Raw genomic sequence first — 18580 nt, 5'->3', positions numbered from 1 at the left:
GATCCAGTCGAATCCGTCTTTTTGCGGACTGAACCGAACCGTGTTGGCTCTCGCGGAGTTACACTCACAAGCTCAACCGCTTTTCCGTCGGAGAGTGACCGATCGGTATGGAAAACCCGCTATCGACGGACACCCTCCGAGGGCGAACCGGCGAGAGTCGGATCGCACACTGGCTCTTGCTCGATTCGAACCGGTGGCTGCTCGCGGGACTCCTCTCGGCCGCGACCTTCGTGGCGCTTGTCGGACTCGGCGCACTCGCTCTGCCGCTTCGGGAGATGATGGCGAACGGATCGCCGGTAGATACGGTGTTTCAGGCGCTTATCGCCGGAATACTCACCGGCGTGACGCTCGTCGTCTCGATCAACCAGCTGGTGCTCTCGCAGGAACTCGGTCGGCTGGGCGACCAGCAGGCGTGGATGAACGAGGCGATGGAGTACCGACGCAGCGTCGAGGAACTGTTCGGAACGGTCGGTCCGCCCGATCCCTCCCAGTTCCTGCAGGCGCTCGTCCAGACGAGCGCCGGACGGGCCGAGGCGCTTCAGGAAGCCGTCGCCGACAACCCCGACGAGACCCTCCGGAGTCGAACCGACCGACTGGTCGAGAACGTCCGTCGAAACTCCGAGGAGATCGATTCCCAGCTCGAGACCTCCGAGTTCGGCGAATTCGGCGTCCTGCGATCGGGGTTGAACTACAACTACTCGTGGAAGATCTACGCGGTGCGACGGCTTCGACACGAACACGAGGATAGCCTCGGCGACGACGAACTCGAGACCTTCGACGAACTGATCGACGTGTTGGGGCTGTTCGGCCCGGCCCTCGAGCACTTCAAGTCGCTGTACTTCCAGTGGGAGCTCGTTCACCTCACCCGGTCGATACTGTACGCCGGGCTGCCGGGTGTCGTCGTCGCGACGGCGACGGTGTTGTATCTCGAGCCGGACTCCGTTCCCGGAACGATCCTCGGCGTGGACAACATGGTGTGGGTCGTCAGTGCCAGTACGACGATCACGCTCGTGCCGTTTTTCCTCCTCGCGGCCTACGTCCTGCGCATTGCGACCATCTCGAAACGAACCGGTTCGCTCGGGCCGTTCATCCTTCGGCAGGCGGAGCGAACGGACGCGATCGACTGGGAAAAATAACGGCGTGCGTGGCGCGAAGGTCGGTCGGCTATCGCCTCGATTCGTCTGGCGAACCCGCTTCGAGCGAGGATGGTGAACGGTCGATAGCTCGACTCACCTTCGTATCAACCGTCAAGAAGGAGGTCGTACCACGATACGCGTGAACACGAGTCGGAGACACGATCGTCACCTGGTAACCGGGCTGTCCGGAAACGTACAGGAGGATCGAGGTCGTTCGATTAAACGATGCAAGAAACCGTTCGGAACCGCGAACTCGACGAGGAAGTCGCCGAACATCGCGACCCCGATCACGAAATCGACCCGCTGTTCGTCAACCGCTGGTCGCCACGCGCGATGACCGGTGAGCCCCTTGCGGACGACGAGTTCCTCCCACTCTTCGAAGCCGCTCGCTGGGCACCCTCCGCGTACAACAATCAACACTGGCGGTTCCTCTACGCGACGCCCGAGGACGACGAGTGGGAGACGTTCGTCGACTTGCTCTTCGACGGCAACCAGTGGGCGACGGACGCCGGCGTTCTCGTCGTGATCGTCTCGAAGACGACGTTCGATCACAACGACGAACCTGCACCGGTCCACTCCTTCGACACCGGTGCAGCCTGGCAGAACCTCGCGCTCGAGGGCGCGCGCCGCGGACTCGTCGTGCACGGGATGGCCGGCTTCGATTACGAGCGCGCCGCCGAGGAACTCGACGTTCCCGAGGAGTACGAGGTCGAGGCGATGGCCGCGATCGGCGAGCGCGCGCCGCCCGAGACGTTGCCCGAGGAAGTACAAGACCGCGAGGTGCCGAGCGACCGGAAGCCCCTCGAGGAGATCGTCCACTGCGGCGGCTTCGAGTAGGCGGGCGGGCCCTCGGAGAATCCGCCCTCTCGAGGGGGAGACGCCAACCGGAAACTTCTCGACCGTGTGAGCGAGTACCAGTGGTATGACCGAAGAGCCCACAGTTTCGAACCGGTGGGACGCTGACGAGTACGACGGAAACCACTCGTTCGTCCACGAGTACGGATCCGACGTCCTCGAGCTTCTCGAGCCGAATCCAGACGAACGAATCCTCGACCTCGGGTGCGGAACGGGCCACCTGACCGACCGGATCGCGGCGACCGGAGCCGAGGCGGTCGGCGTCGACGCTGCACCCGAGATGATCGAACGAGCGCGAGACGCCCACGCGAGTCCGACGTTCCGACGGGTCGACGCGCGAGAGCTGACGGTCGAGGAGCCCGTCGACGCTGTCTTCTCGAACGCGGCCTTGCACTGGATCGACGACGAGGACCAGGACGACGTGCTCGCGTCCGTTCGAGACGCGCTCCGACCGGGTGGCCGGTTCGTCGCCGAACTCGGCGGGGCCAGGAACGTCGAGCGAATCGTCGAGGCGACGATGGATGCACTCGAGGAGCGCGGGTACGACGCGGCCAACCCGTGGTACTTCCCGAGCATCGGCGAGTACGCCGGTCGCCTCGAGTCTCACGGCTTCGAAGTTCGGTTCGCACGCCTCTTCGATCGACCCACTGAACTCGAGGATGGCGAGGGAGGGCTCCAGAACTGGCTCGGGATGTTCGGTGACAGCTTCTTCGCGGCGTGTTCCGAGGACGAACAGGCGGCGGTGATCGACGACGTCGAATCCGAACTCGAGTCGAGCCTCTACGATCCCGAGGAGGAGACATGGACGGCGGACTACCGACGGCTGCGATTCCGAGCGGTTCGTGTGTAGGCGACCGATCACGTCGACTCACCGACCACGGTGACGCATCGGCCCCGATGATTCGTGGGTCACGACGTTTCGCGATTCCGGCGACCCCATCGTCCACGTCGGGCCAACGCCTAACTTTCTGCCCGGCGTGCGTCCTCCCATGACGCTCGAGGTCGGCGTGCTCGGCTATCGGTTTATGGGTAACGCACACGCGAACGCCATGGCGCGGCTGCCGATGTTCTTCCCGGACGCGCCAGCGATCGAACGCAGTGTCCTCGTCGGACGGGACGAAACCGCCCTCTCGGAGGCTGCAGATCGGTTCGGGTTTTCCTCGACGGCCACCGATTGGGCCGACGTCGTCGACGAGGTCGACGTCTTCTACAATCTCGGTCCGAACCACGTCCACGCGGAGCCGTCGATCGCGGCGCTCGAGGCCGGGACGCCGGTCTTTTGTGAGAAACCGCTGGCACCGACGCTCGAGCGAGCGGAGTCGATGGCCGACGCAGCACGCGAGGCGGGCGAGGACGTCCCCGCTGGCTGCGCGTTCAACTACCGATTCGTGCCGGCGATTCAGTACGCGAAGGAGTTGCTCGAGGCGGGCGAACTCGGCGAGATTCGACACGTCCGCGGGCGCTACCTCCAGGACTGGTTAGTCGACCCCGACGCGCCGTGGTCGTGGCGAAACGACGAGGAACTGGCCGGGTCCGGCGCGCTCGGTGATCTCGGCTCGCACACGGTCGATCTGCTCCGGTTTCTGGTCGGCAGCGACGACCTCGCGGGCGAGATAGAGCGAGTCAGCGGGCAGCTCCAAACGTTCGTCGACGAGCGGCCCGTCCCCGGTGAGGAAGAGGAGACGCGGCCGGTGACGGTCGACGACGCCTACACCGGCCAACTCGAGTTCGCCAGCGGAGCGACGGGCGTCCTCGAGGGCACGCGCGTCGCGGCCGGCCACAAGAACGATCACACGGTCGAGATCCACGGCTCCGAGGGGAGCCTGCGGTTCTCACTCGAGCGATTGAACGAACTCGAGATCCTTCGGGACGACGAGAACCGGGGCTACGAGACGGTGTTGATCACCGACGAGGACGATCCCTACGTCGACCACTGGTGGCCGCCGGGACACGTCCTCGGCTGGGAGCACACCTTCGTCCACGAAAACTACGAATTCCTGCGCGCAGTCGCGGAGGGGAATCGGTTCGAACCTAGCTTCGAGGACGGACTCGCAGCCCAGCGCGTCCTCGACGCAGTCGAACGAAGCGACGAACGCGGCGAGTGGATCACGCTCGAGTGATCAGGAGTAGGGGCCACTATCCGGCGTCTCGTCGTCCGTCTGGGCGCGAATGACGGTGTCGATTTCGTCGTAGCGAACGCTCTTTTCCTCGGGTGAGTCCCCCTCTATTTCGAGGTAGCCCGTCTCGAACCCCGTCACCACACCCGAATGCTCGGGGTCGTCGGCGTCCGTTCGTTCTCGCTCCCAGATTTCGACGGTGTCGCCGACCGAGACGTGTTCGCGGACGAGGTCGGCGGCGCGCTCTTCGTCGGCATCCGGCGGGACGGTAAGTTCAGTCATTCCGAACCAAACTGACGAGACCAGTGAGGGTAAGTTTCGACGCGTCAGGTGACGGCAGCTTTTACGTCGACGACGGACACTCGCTGCCTGCTGTCTGCCAGTAGGGTCCCGACTCGAGAGCGAATCGACATATTCTGCACACGATACTTTTTGTGCGAGAGGGGCCAAAGACGGGCTATGACGACGATCAAGGACAGCGTCCACGATCACATTCAGGTTGACGGCGTGGCGCGCGACCTCCTCGATACGCCAGCCCTCCAGCGCCTGCGGAATATTCGCCAACTCGGGACGGTTTCGCTCGTCTACCCGTCCGCGAATCACACGCGCTTCGAGCACAGCCTCGGCGTCTACCACCTCGCCTGCGAGGCCCTCGAGCAACTCGGTGTCGACGGAACGCAGGCCGAGCGCGTTCACGCCGCAGCACTCCTCCACGACGTCGGCCACGGGCCGTTCAGCCACAACCTCGAGTCACTCACCCACCGCCGGACGGGACGCTATCACGACGACGTCCACGACGTGCTTTCGGACGGGGCGGTCGGGGAGGTGCTTCGCGAGCACGACCTCGAGCCGGACGCCGTCGCGAACCTCGTCGCGGGCGAGGGCCGGTTCGGCCAACTCGTCTCGGGTGAACTCGACGTCGATCGGATGGACTACCTGGTCCGGGACGCCCACCACACGGGCGTTCCCTACGGTACGATCGACCACGGTCGCCTCGTCCGCGAACTCACCTTCACCGACGAGGAACTCGTCCTCGACGAGGGGAACGTTCAGGCCGCAGAGAGTCTGCTCGTCGCCCGGGCATTGATGAACCCGACCGTCTACAGCCACAGCGTCGCCCGGATCAGCAAGGCGATGCTCCGACGGGCGGCCGAGCGCCTCCTCGAGTCTCCCGAAAACGCGACCGACGGCGAGGCCCTTCAGCGAATGGACGACCACGACCTGATCGTCGCGCTTCGCTCGTGTGAAGCGACGAGTACGTTCTCGAGGCGACTCGACCAGCGCGATCTGTACAAGCGTGCGGTGTGGGCCGAAATCGACGACGTTCCCGGCGGGATCATCGAGGCCGACCACGAGGAGATTCGCTCGTTCGAACGCGAAATCGCGGCATCCGCAGACGTCGATCCCGAGTGCGTCATCCTCGACGTTCCGGGTCGACCATCGATGACGGAGTCCACGACGCGCGTGCTGGTCAACGGCGACGTTCGCCAACTCGGCCAACAGTCGCCACTCGTCGACGCGCTTCGGGGCGCTCAATACTCTCAGTGGCGACTCGGCGTCTACTCGCCGCCGGAAATGCGCGATCGAATTGGCCGGGCAGCCGTCGACGTACTCGGATTGGACATCGAGGGCGCACTGGTGCGCGAGGTTCGAAACGGAATGGATACGACGCTCGATCAGTTTCTCGAGTAATCGTCTGACCGAACGTATTGTGACGTTCCTGTCACGATCGGTTGAACCCGGTGTCGCGTATCAGAATTGACGATTTCCCGAGACGTTCGCGAGAGTGGAACGCGGTGGCGAAGAAATGCCGACGATTGGCGTGTGGGCTCGAGAACACTCGTCTCGAGTGTTGATATTGTCTCGCATGGCACTATTCACCAGTAACCTGTTCTGCGTAGTGGAACGCCAGCGGAGGGAAGTGCGACCACCGAGAACCCATCTACGAACGATTTGACCGTATTGTTCCTAATTCGTCCAAATTCGCGACGATGGGATGGAAATATTTGAATTCTCATAGAAGCATTTATGATGGATAGATTGTATGCTAAAAACCACCATGTTAGAAACCTACTTGTGGGTCGGACTCGGGCTCTTCTTGCTCGTGGTCCTCGGACTCGCATACCTGGGATGGACACAGACACACAACATGTCCGATTTCGCGATTGCGAGCGAAACGCTCGGACCGTACACGCTCGGCGCTGCGTTCGCAGCGACCTTTTTCAGCGCGGCGACATTTGTCGGCTACGTCGGCTGGTCGTACGACTACGGCCTCTCGAATCTGTGGCTGTTCCTGACGTTGATCGGCGCATCGCCGATCGCACTAGTCCTCTTCGCCAAGCGCGTTCGTGAGATTAACGTCGTCCAAGGCTCGCTCTCGTTGCCCGACTGGCTCGGCGCGTTCTACGGCAGCCAGTTCGTCCGCGTCTGGGCGGGCATCGCGGTGATGTTCAACGTCTTCTACATCGCGGCACAACTCGACGCTGGAGCGTTGTTTTTCACCGTGTTACTCGGCTTCGACCAGACGACCGCACTCGTCATCATCACGTCGCTCGTCGTCTTCTACGTGATTGCGGGTGCGACGTACGCCGACGTCTACACCGACGCCATCCAGGCGGTGTTGATGGCCATCATGGGTATCATCGTCTTCGTCTCGGGATTCTGGATCTTCGGAACGGGGCCCGTCGAGATGTTCGACTTCCTCGGCACCGAACTCGAGTCACAGGATCCGACGCTCGTCGAACCGATCAACGAAAATTCGGCGATCTACTACAGCGGGTTCGCGATCCTCTCGATATTCATCCTGCAGTTCGCCTTCTCGGCACAGCCGCAGTTGTTCAATAAGGTGCTTGCGCTCGACGATCCGCGGAACCTCCGCAAGATGATCGGCACCTACCTCGTGTTGACGATCTGTTTCCTGCTGACGTTCTTCGGCGGCTACTACATGTTCGCCTTAGATCAGGGCCTCGAGGTCGCGGACGAAGCGATCTTCATCTACACGATGGAGTACATGCCGGCGATCATCGCGGCGTTCCTCGGCCTGGTGATTCTGGCCGCGGCGCTGTCGACGACTGATGGTCTCTTTATCGTCCTTTCGACGGCGATTGCGAACGACATCTTCCTCAAGTACCTCGTCGAAGAGGAGTACGTCGACATGGACGAAGACCGTGCAGACGTCTTCTCGCGGTACCTTGCTCAAGCGTCGGTGCTTGCGATCGGTGCGGTTTCGTTCGCCATCGCGCTGACGGCCCCCTGGAACATCGGCGAACTCATCTGGATCGGCATCTCCGGCGTCGCCGCGGCGACCGTTCCGCCGGTGATGCTCGGCATCTACTTCCCGAACTTCGTGACCCGGATCGGCGCGCAGGTGTCGATGGTCGTCGGCGTCTTCGGCTATATCGTCATTCACTTTACAGCAAGCACTCCGAGCGTCTTCGTCCGTGGGACCTACGCGCTGTTGCTGGCGACTGCCGTGATGATCGTCGTCAGCGCGCTCACGGAACAAGAAGACGGCGTCGCACAGATGGACGATTCAGCGATCACGGACGAACGCGGTGCACAACTCGAGGAGCAAACTGACGCCACCCTCGGAGGTGACTAACGATGGCAACACTCATGTGGACGATCTGGCTCGTCGGCACGCTGGTCTCGCTGAGCACGATCTACGTGCTGTTACGGGTACTGTACGACGTGGACAACTTCGACGACGACTCGGCGGCCGGAGGGCAATCGTGAGCGACGACATCGAAACGATGGCCGAATCGTTGGCGTTCGATCTGAACGACGACGATATCGCGGACTGTCGCGAGTCGGCCGACCGACTCGCCGACATCGCTGCGGGCGTGAGCGACGACTCCGAACGCACTGTCGAACGGACGGGGTCACCCCTCGAGGACGAGTACGGAGCGCTCCTCGACGGCTTCGAGACACCACGAACGCGCGAAACGGATGGTCCACTCGCCGATCACCGAATCGTCGTCAAGGACAACATCGCCGTCGAGCACCTCGGGCTCACCTGTGGCTCGGCGGGCTTCGAGCACGTTCCCGGGTTCGACGCGACCGTCGTCGAACGACTGCTCGAGGCCGGAGGCGACCTCCTCGGGAAGGCCAATATGGACGCCTTCGCGTTCGGACCGACCGGCGAGTTTAGCGGCCGAGCTGACGTGTGGAACCCGCTCGCTGCGGATCGCGTTCCGGGTGGCTCCTCGAGTGGCAGCGGCGTCGCCGTCGCGGCAGGGTTGGCGGACGTGGCCCTCGGGACGGACACGGGCGGCAGCGTTCGCATTCCGGCCGCCTGCTGTGGCGTGGTCGGCGTCAAGCCGACGTTCGACACCGTCTCGACGCACGGCGTGGTCCCGTTCGCACCCTCACTCGACACCGTCGGTCCGCTCGCTCGCTCCGTCGAAACGGCTGCCGACGCGCTCTCGGTCATCAGCGACGACGGCAACGATTCGTTCGGACGACCCTCGAGCCCAAGCGAATCGCGGACAGTCGCCGCCGATTCGGACGAGACGTTCACCGTTGGCGTCGTAACGGAATTCCTCGAGGAGTGTTCGGAGACCGTTACACGTGGCGTTCGCTCGTTGTGTGGCGAAGCCGAGTCCGCGTCCGAACTCGAACTCGAGGAGGTCTCCGTCGACCTCGGCGCTATCGAAGACGCCTACCTGCTCGTCGGGGCCACGGAGTTCGCGTGGTACCTTCGACAGCGCGGGCTCGTTCGCGGAAACGGGTCGACGTACGCGCGTCGCTGGTCGCGTGCGCTCCAGGAATTCGTCGACGACGACGGGTTCAGCGATCACGTGGCAAAACGGGTGCTCCCCTCCGCGACGCTCGATGCGGAGACCGACGGCGACTCGTACGTCGCGGGTCGTCTCGAGGCAGAGGCCTTTGGACGCCGTCTCGAGGCCGCGTTCGACCGAGTCGACGCGCTCCTCGTCCCGACGCTTCGCACACTCCCGCCCGAGCGGGGGGACGTATCCGCGCACAATCGATTGTTCGACGTGCTCGGCAATACGGCACCGTTCAACCTGACCGGAAACCCGGCCGTCTCGCTCCCCGTCGACGAGGCCGACGGACTCCCGATTAGCGTGCAAGTCGTCGCGCCGCGTCACGACGATGGGGTTGCGATCGATTGTGCGCGGCTACTCGAAGAACTCGTCGCGGAGTCCGACTCACTCGAGACGCCGGCGCTTCCCGCGTAGCCCGCAATCGATCGTTATTTTTCGCTCAGGAATCGACCGCGTCGCCGTATCGAATGTTCAACTCGAGTTCGTTCGTCGTTCCCTGCAGGATGGAGATAATTTCGTCTTCTTTGCCGCCGTCGTAGCGGTGCGTCGGCCCGGAGATACTGAACGAGCCGATAATCTCGTCGTCCGCGCCACGAACCGGAGCGCCGAACGCGGTCAGCCCGTCGATGTGTTCGTTCCGGTTGATCGCGTACCCACGTTCTTTCGTTTCCTCGAGTTCGGTTCGAAGCGTCGCTTCGTCGGTGATCGTCTCTTCGGTGTAGGCGGGGAGTCCCTGTCGCTCGATTACCCGCTCGAGTGCGTCGTCCGTCTCGAACGCGAGGATCGCTCGACCGGCAGCCGTGGCGTGGAGGGGCATTCGCGAACCGACGCGTGGTTCGGTATCGACGGCCTGATCGCCGGATGCTCTGAAAACGCAGATACCGTATCCCCCCTCTTCGACGATGAACTGGGCTCGTTCGTTCGTCTTGCGTGCGAACTCGTCGACTTTCTCCGCGGCAAGTTGGTACTCGTCCTCGCGAGTTCGTGCCGTCTCGCCGAGTTTCAAGAAGCGAAGCCCGACGTACAACTCGTTGCCAGTTCGCGTGAGATACCCCAGTTCCTCGAGGGTTTTCACGTGTCGGTGGACGGTGCTCTTTGCTTTCCCGAGGTCGTTTGCGACCGTCGACAACGTTGCACCCTGATGGGCCTGAACACAGTCGATAACCTCGAAAGACGTTTCGGTCGCGCGGACGGTTTCAGGATCCCGACCATCACCAGGGGGCATGCGTACGTAGTGGTGAACCACGGGTCAAGTAGGTTTGGGACCGTTGTCTTCGACGTGTCACGGGCGTGAAAGGGGCGTCTCTTCGGTCCCAGAACGCGCCGGCCCGACCTATTTTAACCCGCTCCGTGTCTATTTCGGTAATGACGACTATCGCCATCACTGGTGCATCAGGTCGGGTCGGCCGAGAGACCATCGAAGCCTTCGAAGACACGGACGTCGAACTCAGCCTGTTTTCACACAGCGAAAGTGAAGACCTCGAGACGACGCCGATCGACGTCGCGAACCGCGAGGCGTTCGTCGGCGCGCTCGAGGACGAGGACGTGTTGATCCACCTCGCGGCGAATCCGGATCCGCGGGCCGAGTGGGACGCACTCTCCGGGCCGAACATCGAGGGAGTCTACAACGCCTTCGAAGCTGCCGTCCAGAACGACGTCCAGCGAGTCGTCTTCGCGAGTTCAAACCACGCGGTGAACATGCAGAACACGGTGTCGTCCGTCCGTCCGGAGTCCACCGTGGGTTCGCCACGAACCGTCCGCCCAGCGGAGGCGATGGACCCCGACACGTACTACGGCGTCACGAAGGTCTTCGGCGAGGCGATGGGCCACTACTACGCGAACCGCCACGGACTCGACGTGATCAACCTGCGAATCGGCTGGTTGCTCTCTACGGACGAACTCGAGGACGAACTCGCCGACCGGGACGCCTCGGGCGAACGCTACGCGCGAGCGATGTGGCTCAGCCCCGGCGACTGCCAGCGGCTGATGGACGCCGCAGCGACGACGACCCTCGAGTCCTCGCCGCTGACCGCACACGGAATCTCGAACAACGCCGAGCGGTTCCTCTCGCTGACGGAGACGATGCTCGAGTTGAACTATCGACCGCAGGACGACTCGGCGGACGTTCTCGAGGACTGACCGGAGTGAGCGGAGTGTGGGGGGAGAGCGGAGTACGCGAATGGGTGGCTTCGGTGGGTTCCCGGTCGATAGCACGGAGTCTCGAGACCGCAAGACCGAATAGCGACTGGTTCGAACTGTAACGTATGTCTACACGAGTCGGCGAGTCGACGGGCTACGGGCCGAACTTCCAGATGTCGGCGTTCGGGTACATCATGGCCGCGATTCTCGTTATCCTAGCACTGCCGCTCTTGCCGGTGATCGTGCCCGCCTATCTCCTCTGGCGTATTTTCTTCCGCGAGGACGAAACGCACAGTTTTGAATCGTGGCGCGCCGAGTCCGGGCGACCCCCGGGTGACTCGTAAGGACTCGGATTCGATGGTCGACTCGAGGTGTCCATGTCGACCCTGAAACAGCGCTTCTACTCGTGAAATTCCACCGTTTTGAACACTAATTCTTGTGGGACGGCCGTTCACTACAGATGCACACGTACCTTTTTCCGCGTCGGGATTCCGCGCGAAGCGCGGAACCGCTCGCGCAAAAATCTACGCTAAAAAGGCCGCCTTCACGGGCTGTGCCCGTTCCGGCGGTGAACCGCTCACTTCGTTCGCGGATGCTGGCAGTGCTAACGTCTCTACCTGTACTGAGCGAGGTGTACTTGGTCTGTACACCGCTTCGACAGTCGGTGAGTTACCTTCCTGTGAAGTGTTCTTCGACTGCTTCGAGGAACACTTCGGCCGTCATCTCGTAGACCGTGTTCCCGCCCTCGTCGCGATGGCGTCCGATCTCGAACGCGGGGTTCCGTCGACACGGACCTCCCAGTCGTCGGGATAGCGGGTGACCACACCGACGAACTGAATTCGACAGTCGTGGGCCTCCTCGAGCGAGTCCACGAACTCGACGATCCGCCGAGTTACCTCGCGCGGATTTCCTCACGCAGTTCGTTCGTCGTACTCGGTGCTCGAGTCGACGTCCTCGGGCGGGTTCCCCGGCAAGTCATCCCGATCGTGTGGTGCCTCGAAGTCGAGATCCGGGCCTCGAGCGACGATTCGGTGGGGGTTCACGTCGGGGTGGGTCGTGTAGTAGTGTTCTGTGATGTGGTCCATGTCGACCGTCTGTGCGAATCCGGTCTGATACAGATCCCGGAGATACGGCCAGAGATTGTCGTACTCGCGGATGTACTGGACGTTACACATGAAGTGGGTGTGGTAGACGTTGTCGAACCGGACGAGCGTCGTGAACATCGCGATGTCGGCTTCGGTCAGTCGGTCACCCGCGAGATACCGCTGGTCGGCCAGCACGTCGTCCCAGTGATCGAGCGCGCCGAAGAGGTCGTCGACAGCCTCGTCGTAGGGTTCCTGTTTCGTCGCGAAGCCGGCCCGGTAGACGCCGTTGTTGATCGGCTGGTAAATTTCATCGATGATCCGATCGATCTCGTCTCGATAGCCCTCCGGGTAGAGATCGACGTCTCGCGAAGCGACGCCCTCGAACTCGGTGTCGAGCATCCGCATGATCTCTGCGGATTCGTTGTTGACGATCGTCTCCTCCTCGCGATCCCACAACACCGGCACCGTCACGCGGCAGGTGGCGTCCGGATCGGCCTCCACGTACAGCTCCCGGAGGTAGTCCGCGTCGACGATCGGATCGGCCGTACAGCCCTCCTTTTCCGGCGTGAACTGCCAGCCGTCTTCGTCTCGATAGGGGTCGACCACCGAGACCGAAATCGCGTCCTCGAGTCCCTTCAGCGCCCGAACGAGGAGCGTTCGGTGTGCCCACGGACACGCGTAGGAGACGTAGAGGTGGTAGCGACCGGCTTCTGGCTGGTGAGTCGCATCGGGGTCGTCGCGGACCCGGTCACGAAACGTCGTCTCCTGGCGCTCGAAGGAGCCGTCGTCGGTGGCATCGTCTACATTAGTCACCCATTCGCCGTCGACGAGTTTGTTCATAGGCGCTACTACGGACTCGAGACTGAAAGCACCCCGCTAACACTCGTGTTACTTCCGTCGGCGACTGAGATGGTCGTCTATCAACTATCGCCGGTCACACCGAGTCGTCGTTCGATAGCTGATGATTATCAAACAGATTAGGATCGATAGATCACATGGCGTACAGTCGTTCTAACCCACACAATTGACACTGAGAGTCCGTCTCCTCGGTAAGACTTATCAGTCACGAGTTTATTATACAGTTCGTGCAATTACGATGAGTGAAGCCAACGATAATTCAACGGATGGGGATCCAACTGAATCATTCGTTCAGGGAGGTGACGACGATGACCCACGAATAACGTTTTACGGCGGTCGTGGGATGAGCGCACTGCCGATCGTGTTCTTCATTATCTGGGCGATCGTTCAGACCGCTCTGTGGCGCGTCTCCGACGAAGGTGGATTGATCGTCGGGATTTTGATTGGCCTAATTCTCGGGATGTTCTTCGTTCGTGGCAACTGGGCGACGTACGCGAACACGATCTTCGAGGGGATGACCCAACCCGTCGCGGTGACGGCGATCGTCGCCTGGATCTGGGCCGGCATGTTCGCCGAATTGCTGCAAGACGGTGGTTTCGTCGACGGGTTGGTCTGGCTCGCCGACGCCGCGGGTATCGGCGCGACACTGTTCCCCGCCGTCACGTTCGTTCTCGCCGCACTGTTCACGACGGGAATCGGAACCGGCTACGGGGCGGCAGTCGCGTTCGTCGTCCTCTTCTTCCCGGCAGGGATCTTGCTCGGGGCAAACCCCGTTCTCATGTTCGGCGCGATTCTCTCCGGGGCGATCTTCGGCGACAATCTCGCACCCGTCAGCGACACGACGATCGTCAGCGCCGTCACGCAGGACTCCGATATCGGGGGCGTGGTTGCCTCTCGATTCAAGTACGTGATTATCGCTGCGACCTTCGCGTTCGCCGGCTACCTCGTCGCCGGCTCGATGATGTCCTCTCCGCTCGACATCGGCGTCGACGGGCAGGCGATGCTCGCCGAGGAGAGCAATCCGATCGGACTCGTCCACTTGCTCTCGATGGGCGTCGTTATCGGGACGGCCGTCGCAGGCCGCCACATCGTCGAAGCAATTTCGTGGGGGATCGTGACGGCGATCGTCGCGAACCTCGCACTCGGATTGATGACGCTCGGCGACATCGTCGTGTTCAACGCACCGTCGGACGCGCCGGTCGCCGAACCGCTCGAGTTCCTTCCAATCCTGACGATCGTCGAAGATCCCGATGCCGTCAGCGTCGGCGGGAGCCTGATCAACGGCGCGGCAGGCTTCTTCGAACTCGCGATTCTCGTCCTGTTGATCATTGCCGCGGCACAGATCATGATCCGCGGCGGCGCGTTCGACGCGATCCTCGAGTGGTCGATCGAGAATCTCGCGACGAACGTTCGCAACGCCGAACTGACGATGGTCGGTTCCGCGGCGCTGATCAACGGCGTGATCACCATCAACACGGCCGCCGAAGTCGCGATCGGGCCGTACATCTCGAAGATCGGCGAACGGTTCAATCTGAACGGCTACCGCCGGGCGAACATTCTGGACGGCCAGACCGCCGCACTCGGGTACATCTTCCCGTGGTCCGGAGGTGTCCTCGCGGGCTACACGGCGATGCAGGACTTACCCGAAGCTCACGACTGGCTCGAGTCGGGCATGCTCGTGACGCCCATCGACGTCGTACCGTTCGTCTTCCAGGGCTGGTTGCTGGTGGCGGTGTTCGTCCTCGCGGCGATCACCGGGTTCGGGCGCGAGTACGTGACTGACCGCGAAAGCGAGGAGGTGGCACGACTATGAGTCTCTTCAGTAAGTACCTCAAAGGCTGGACGTTCCGGAGCACCACGCCGTCGTTCGACGTGAACGACGAGATCGACGTCTTCGTCGCCGAATCGAACAGCGACGGAAACGGCCACGCCTACATCGGTGACACGCACCTGATCGTCGAGGACGCCGGTCCGGAAACGGTCGAAAAACGCGTTCGGGTCCGAATCACCGAGTTCGACGAAACGAACGCGACCGGTCGAGGCGAGTTCCTCGAGGTCGTCGGCGAGAGTTCCTACTCCCAGTAGGCCTTCTCCGTTCGGGTTCTATCGGTACGTGCGTCGAGACGAGCGCCGAGAGCCACGCCTTTATGCGACCGGAAGACACACCCGAGGGTATGACAGACGACGGGGACCGACACCGACAGAGTCGGTTGGTAACCGACGACGACGGCGAATTCGACGCCGACCGGGCTCGAGACGAGTCGCTTCCGGTCGAAGACGGCGAGGTGATCGACACCGACGAACTGGCGGATCACCAACGTTACGTCGAAGGACGGGGGATCTACGACGAACGAAATCGGGTCAACGACCTCACCGGCAAGGAGTGGAAGTTCGCGACGAAGTCGGTGATCGCGGAGAGCTATCCGCCGGACGTCCAACACGACCTGCGAAGCGAACACGGCGGGCAGAAGCCGCCCAGACTCTGTGCGGACCTAATCGGTCGGTTTAGCAAGGCCGGAGACACCGTCCTCGACCCCTTCGCGGGTGTCGGCGGCACCTTACTCGGCGCGAGTTTCTGCGAGCACGAACACTCGGGGCTCCGCGAGGCCATCGGATTCGAACGAACCGAGCGCTGGATCGAGGTCTACGAGGAAACCCTCGAGCGCGAGAACGAGGAGCGACTCGCTCGCGGCGAACCGCCGCTGGCCGAACAGGACGTCCGCCACGGCGACTGCGCCGAGTTGATCGCGGACGTGCCCGCAGACTCGGTGGACCTCCTGTTGACCGACGTTCCCTATTGGCACATGGACGAACTCGAGCAGACGCGCAACGAACGGGCGACCCGGGAGAGCAAACTCGGGTCGTTCGACGCGAACGACGGATCGGACGGAACGGCCGACAGCGATGCGGGGAGCGAGGCCGCCACTGAAACGGACGCGGGGGACGCCGACGTAGCCGCGACGCCGTCGAAAGCCGACTGGCTGGCCGACATGGCCGAAAAGTTCGATCGGTTCAGCGAGGCGCTCGCTCCGGACGGCCACGTCGTCGTCTTCATCGGCGACATGTACCGCGAGCGCTCCTACGAATTTCTGTCGGCCGACCTCGCTCGAGCGATCGAATCGACGGCGCCGCTCTCGCTCGTCGCGAACCTAATCTGGTACGACCCGACGAAAGACCTCCACGTCTACGGCTACCCGTTCTCGTTCGTGCCGTCGATGGTCCACCAGAACGTCCTCGTCTTCCGACCCGAGGACCCCGCGTGAGTTGGGTCTGACCAGCGTCGTTCAAGCGTCTGACGCGGTTTTATTGACTCTCACGACGTTTGGTACAACTGGCGCGCACTGGCGGAATCGCTCCCCAATCCACTCCACTCCATCCGCGCGCCAGCATTCCTCTCCCCCCCTCGCTTTCGTCCGTCGGGTACTCGAGACGAGTCGATCGACCCTTTCGCGACGACGGCCTTCCAAGCCGGTTCTCGTTGCGTGTGACCGTTCGCGACCCGGTTTCGCCTCAGGAACTCGCCGTCTGCAACGCCGCCCGAACATCGTCCGAGCGCTCGGTTTCCGTGATAATCGCGACCTCGTCGCCGGCCTCGAGTTCGATGCCCGGCAGCGGAATCGTCAGCGAATCGCGTTCGCGCCCGTGGGCGTAGATCCGCGCGTCCGCGGGCAACTCGACTTCGCTGATTCGTTTCCCGATCGCCGGCGAATCGCTCGAAACCTCGAGGACGGTGAGTTGCAAGTTCGCGGCGAGGTCGGCGACGACGTTGAAATCGCCCCCCAGCATGGCCGTCTTGGCACCGGCGGCCCCGAGTCGCTCGGGATAGATGATCTCGTCGACGTCCGCGGCGTACTTCTCGTAGATGTCCTCTCGGTAGTCCTCGTCGATCCGCAAGACCGTTCGACAGCCGTGGTGCTCGCCGACCATGCAGGCGGCGAAGTTGACGTTGAGGTCGGGGGTGAACGCGCCAATGGCGTCGGCCCTATCGATTCCAGCGTCGAGCAAGACTTCCTCGTCAGCGCCGCTCCCCCGCACCGTTTCGAACCCGTCGGATTCGGCTCGGTCACACCGGTCAGCGTCGTCGTCGACGACGACGACCTCGTGACCCTCGTCGTCTAAGATCCGGACCGTTCTCGAGCCGACGCGGCCGTACCCTACGATAACGAACATCATGGTACGAAGAGACGTGCTCCGGAGTGAAATACGTTCCCTCGATTCGTTCGTCGACGCGAGGCTCGGTCACTCGAGGACGACGATTCGGAGGTCGTTGAGGTTCGTCCCGGTCGGTCCCGTCTGGATCGCCGCCTTGCGCGCTTCGAGATACGGCGCGACGTCGTTGGCCTCGAGTGCCTCCCGCGCGAGCGTTCGATCCTCGACGGTCGTCGCGTCGACGAGCGCCCCCGCCGCAGCGCTCGTGCCGTCGACGCCATCCGTATCGATCGCGGCAACGGCGGTGGTGTCGTCACCGCCGGAAGAGTCGCCCGCAGCGACGGCCGCGAGTTCGATCCCCGCACTCGTCGCGAACTCCTGGTTCGGCCCGCCGCGACCGTCACCCTCGACCGTCACGGTCGTTTCGCCGCCCGAGAGGATCACCGCCGGGGTCGACACCGGCGTCCCCATGGCGCGGGCTTCTTCGGCGATCGCGACGTGTGCGGTCGCCGCCGCTCGAGCCTCCCCGCGGATGCGCGAAGAGAGCACGAGCGTTTCGTACCCTCGCTTCGTCGCCGCGTCCCGAGCAGCCTCGAGTACGGTCATCCCGTCGGCGACGACGTGCGTCGAAACGGCGTCGAACGACGACGCTTCGGGGCCGGGCGTTTCGGGGTGGACGCCGGATTCGCCGGCCTCGAGTCGGTCCGCGACGGACCGAGGAACGTCGAGGTCGTATCGCTCGAGGACGGCGAGTGCGTCGGCGTACGTCGACTCGTCGGGCGCGAGGGGCCCACTCGCCACGACGCTCAGATCGTTGCCGACGACGTCGCTGCAAACCAGCGAGACGGCCGTCGCCGGTTCGATCCGCCGCGCCAACTGGCCGCCTTTGAGCGCCGAGAGGTGCTTTCTGACGGCGTTGATCTCGTGGATGTCGGCTCCGCTCTCGAGTAAGGCCGTCGTCGTCCGCTCGAGGGCCTCGAGCGAGATGCCGTCCGCGGGGGCCGCCATGAGCGAACTCCCGCCGCCGGTAATCGCCGCGAGGACGAGCGTTCGGTCCCCGCAGGCGTCCGCCGCAGCGAGGAGTTCCCGCGTGTGCTCGACGCCGCGTTCGCTCGGCACCGGGTGATCGCCCTCGAGCACCCTGACGCGACTCGTCTCGGCCGGATCGTCGGTGACGACGACGCCCCCGTCGATTCGGTCGCCGAGGACGACCTCGAGCGCGCTCGCGACGTGTGCCGCCGCGTTTCCGCCGCCGAGAACCACGATTTTCTCGTAGACCGCGAGGTCGTACGTCGCGTCCTCCACGCGGAGCGCGTCCCCCTCGAGCGAGACCGCGTCCCGGATCACGCGCTCGGGATGGCCCGCCGCGAGGCCGGCTTCGAGACACTCGAGCGCCGTCTCCCGTGCGTCGCTCGTGGCTAACTGCGTCCGGTTGTCGATCACGCCCGCTCACC

Annotated in this window: 18 protein-coding genes; 13 read left to right on the top strand and 5 right to left on the bottom strand. The window is 63.2% G+C overall.

Annotation, left to right across the window (positions count from 1 at the left end; genetic code table 11):
* Positions 1-107 precede the first annotated feature (107 nt).
* The 4 genes from BB347_RS08345 to BB347_RS08330 all read left to right on the top strand — a co-directional run bounded on the left by BB347_RS08345 (position 108) and on the right by BB347_RS08330 (position 4111).
* Positions 108-1136, top strand: coding sequence for a hypothetical protein (locus BB347_RS08345; RefSeq protein WP_076580478.1), 1029 nt, complete (start codon positions 108-110; stop codon positions 1134-1136).
* Between the two features lie 225 nt (positions 1137-1361).
* Complete coding sequence (locus tag BB347_RS08340) at positions 1362-1973, top strand: nitroreductase family protein (protein WP_076580476.1); 612 nt, start codon at positions 1362-1364, stop codon at positions 1971-1973.
* An 85-nt stretch (positions 1974-2058) separates the two neighbouring features.
* A complete protein-coding gene (locus BB347_RS08335; RefSeq protein ID WP_076580474.1) occupies positions 2059-2841 on the top strand; it encodes a class I SAM-dependent methyltransferase in 783 nt (260 codons plus the stop codon).
* Between the two features lie 139 nt (positions 2842-2980).
* Entirely contained in the window at positions 2981-4111 is a 1131-nt protein-coding gene (locus BB347_RS08330) for a Gfo/Idh/MocA family protein (protein ID WP_076580472.1), read from the top strand.
* On the opposite strand, the gene BB347_RS08325 is transcribed toward BB347_RS08330, so the two are convergent.
* Positions 4112-4390 (bottom strand): hypothetical protein, encoded by a 279-nt coding sequence (locus BB347_RS08325; RefSeq protein ID WP_076580470.1) that lies wholly within the window; start codon positions 4388-4390, stop codon positions 4112-4114. It lies immediately after the preceding gene.
* A 177-nt stretch (positions 4391-4567) separates the two neighbouring features.
* On the opposite strand from BB347_RS08325, the gene BB347_RS08320 reads away from it, so the two are divergent.
* The 4 genes from BB347_RS08320 to BB347_RS08310 all read left to right on the top strand — a co-directional run bounded on the left by BB347_RS08320 (position 4568) and on the right by BB347_RS08310 (position 9309).
* Positions 4568-5800, top strand: a complete 1233-nt coding sequence (locus BB347_RS08320) for an HD domain-containing protein (RefSeq protein WP_076580468.1) — start codon at positions 4568-4570, stop codon at positions 5798-5800.
* A 367-nt stretch (positions 5801-6167) separates the two neighbouring features.
* Complete coding sequence (locus tag BB347_RS08315) at positions 6168-7709, top strand: sodium:solute symporter family protein (RefSeq protein WP_083687728.1); 1542 nt, start codon at positions 6168-6170, stop codon at positions 7707-7709.
* Between the two features lie 2 nt (positions 7710-7711).
* Positions 7712-7843, top strand: coding sequence for a hypothetical protein (locus tag BB347_RS19795; RefSeq protein WP_257787603.1), 132 nt, complete (start codon positions 7712-7714; stop codon positions 7841-7843).
* Positions 7840-9309 (top strand): amidase, encoded by a 1470-nt coding sequence (locus BB347_RS08310; RefSeq protein ID WP_076580466.1) that lies wholly within the window; start codon positions 7840-7842, stop codon positions 9307-9309. Before BB347_RS19795 ends, BB347_RS08310 begins: the two co-directional genes overlap by 4 nt.
* A gap of 25 nt (positions 9310-9334) precedes the next feature.
* Here the strand turns inward: BB347_RS08310 and BB347_RS08305 are convergent, their stop codons facing one another.
* Positions 9335-10120 (bottom strand): IclR family transcriptional regulator, encoded by a 786-nt coding sequence (locus BB347_RS08305; protein WP_076580464.1) that lies wholly within the window; start codon positions 10118-10120, stop codon positions 9335-9337.
* Between the two features lie 140 nt (positions 10121-10260).
* Here BB347_RS08305 and BB347_RS08300 point away from each other — a divergent pair, with 140 nt between their 5' ends.
* Positions 10261-11034 (top strand): NAD-dependent epimerase/dehydratase family protein, encoded by a 774-nt coding sequence (locus BB347_RS08300; RefSeq protein WP_076580462.1) that lies wholly within the window; start codon positions 10261-10263, stop codon positions 11032-11034.
* 125 nt (positions 11035-11159) lie between these two features.
* Positions 11160-11378, top strand: a complete 219-nt coding sequence (locus BB347_RS08295) for a DUF7535 family protein (RefSeq protein ID WP_076580460.1) — start codon at positions 11160-11162, stop codon at positions 11376-11378.
* Between the two features lie 567 nt (positions 11379-11945).
* Here the strand turns inward: BB347_RS08295 and BB347_RS08290 are convergent.
* Positions 11946-12959: a glutathione S-transferase family protein gene (locus BB347_RS08290; protein WP_076580458.1), complete on the bottom strand. Its 1014-nt coding sequence runs from the start codon at positions 12957-12959 to the stop codon at positions 11946-11948.
* A 256-nt stretch (positions 12960-13215) separates the two neighbouring features.
* Here BB347_RS08290 and BB347_RS08285 point away from each other — a divergent pair, with 256 nt between their 5' ends.
* The 3 genes from BB347_RS08285 (at position 13216) to BB347_RS08275 (ending at position 16240) form a co-directional block, all read left to right on the top strand.
* A complete protein-coding gene (locus tag BB347_RS08285) occupies positions 13216-14790 on the top strand; it encodes a Na+/H+ antiporter NhaC family protein (protein ID WP_076580456.1) in 1575 nt (524 codons plus the stop codon).
* On the top strand, positions 14787-15062 hold the full coding sequence (locus tag BB347_RS08280) for a DUF7513 family protein (RefSeq protein WP_076580454.1): 276 nt from the start codon (positions 14787-14789) through the stop codon (positions 15060-15062). The genes BB347_RS08285 and BB347_RS08280 overlap by 4 nt, the downstream gene beginning before the upstream one ends.
* A gap of 89 nt (positions 15063-15151) precedes the next feature.
* Entirely contained in the window at positions 15152-16240 is a 1089-nt protein-coding gene (locus tag BB347_RS08275) for a DNA methyltransferase (protein ID WP_076581675.1), read from the top strand.
* A 247-nt stretch (positions 16241-16487) separates the two neighbouring features.
* Here the strand turns inward: BB347_RS08275 and BB347_RS08270 are convergent, their stop codons facing one another.
* Positions 16488-17150: a potassium channel family protein gene (locus BB347_RS08270; protein WP_076580452.1), complete on the bottom strand. Its 663-nt coding sequence runs from the start codon at positions 17148-17150 to the stop codon at positions 16488-16490.
* A gap of 66 nt (positions 17151-17216) precedes the next feature.
* On the bottom strand, positions 17217-18569 hold the full coding sequence (locus BB347_RS08265) for a glycerate kinase type-2 family protein (protein WP_076580450.1): 1353 nt from the start codon (positions 18567-18569) through the stop codon (positions 17217-17219).
* Between the last annotated feature and the right edge of the window lie 11 nt (positions 18570-18580).

The sequence above is a fragment of the Natronorubrum daqingense genome, from assembly GCF_001971705.1.
Lineage (GTDB): Archaea > Halobacteriota > Halobacteria > Halobacteriales > Natrialbaceae > Natronorubrum > Natronorubrum daqingense.
Note: the sequence above shows the minus strand (reverse complement) of the source record. Positions and strands in the feature narration are given on the sequence as shown.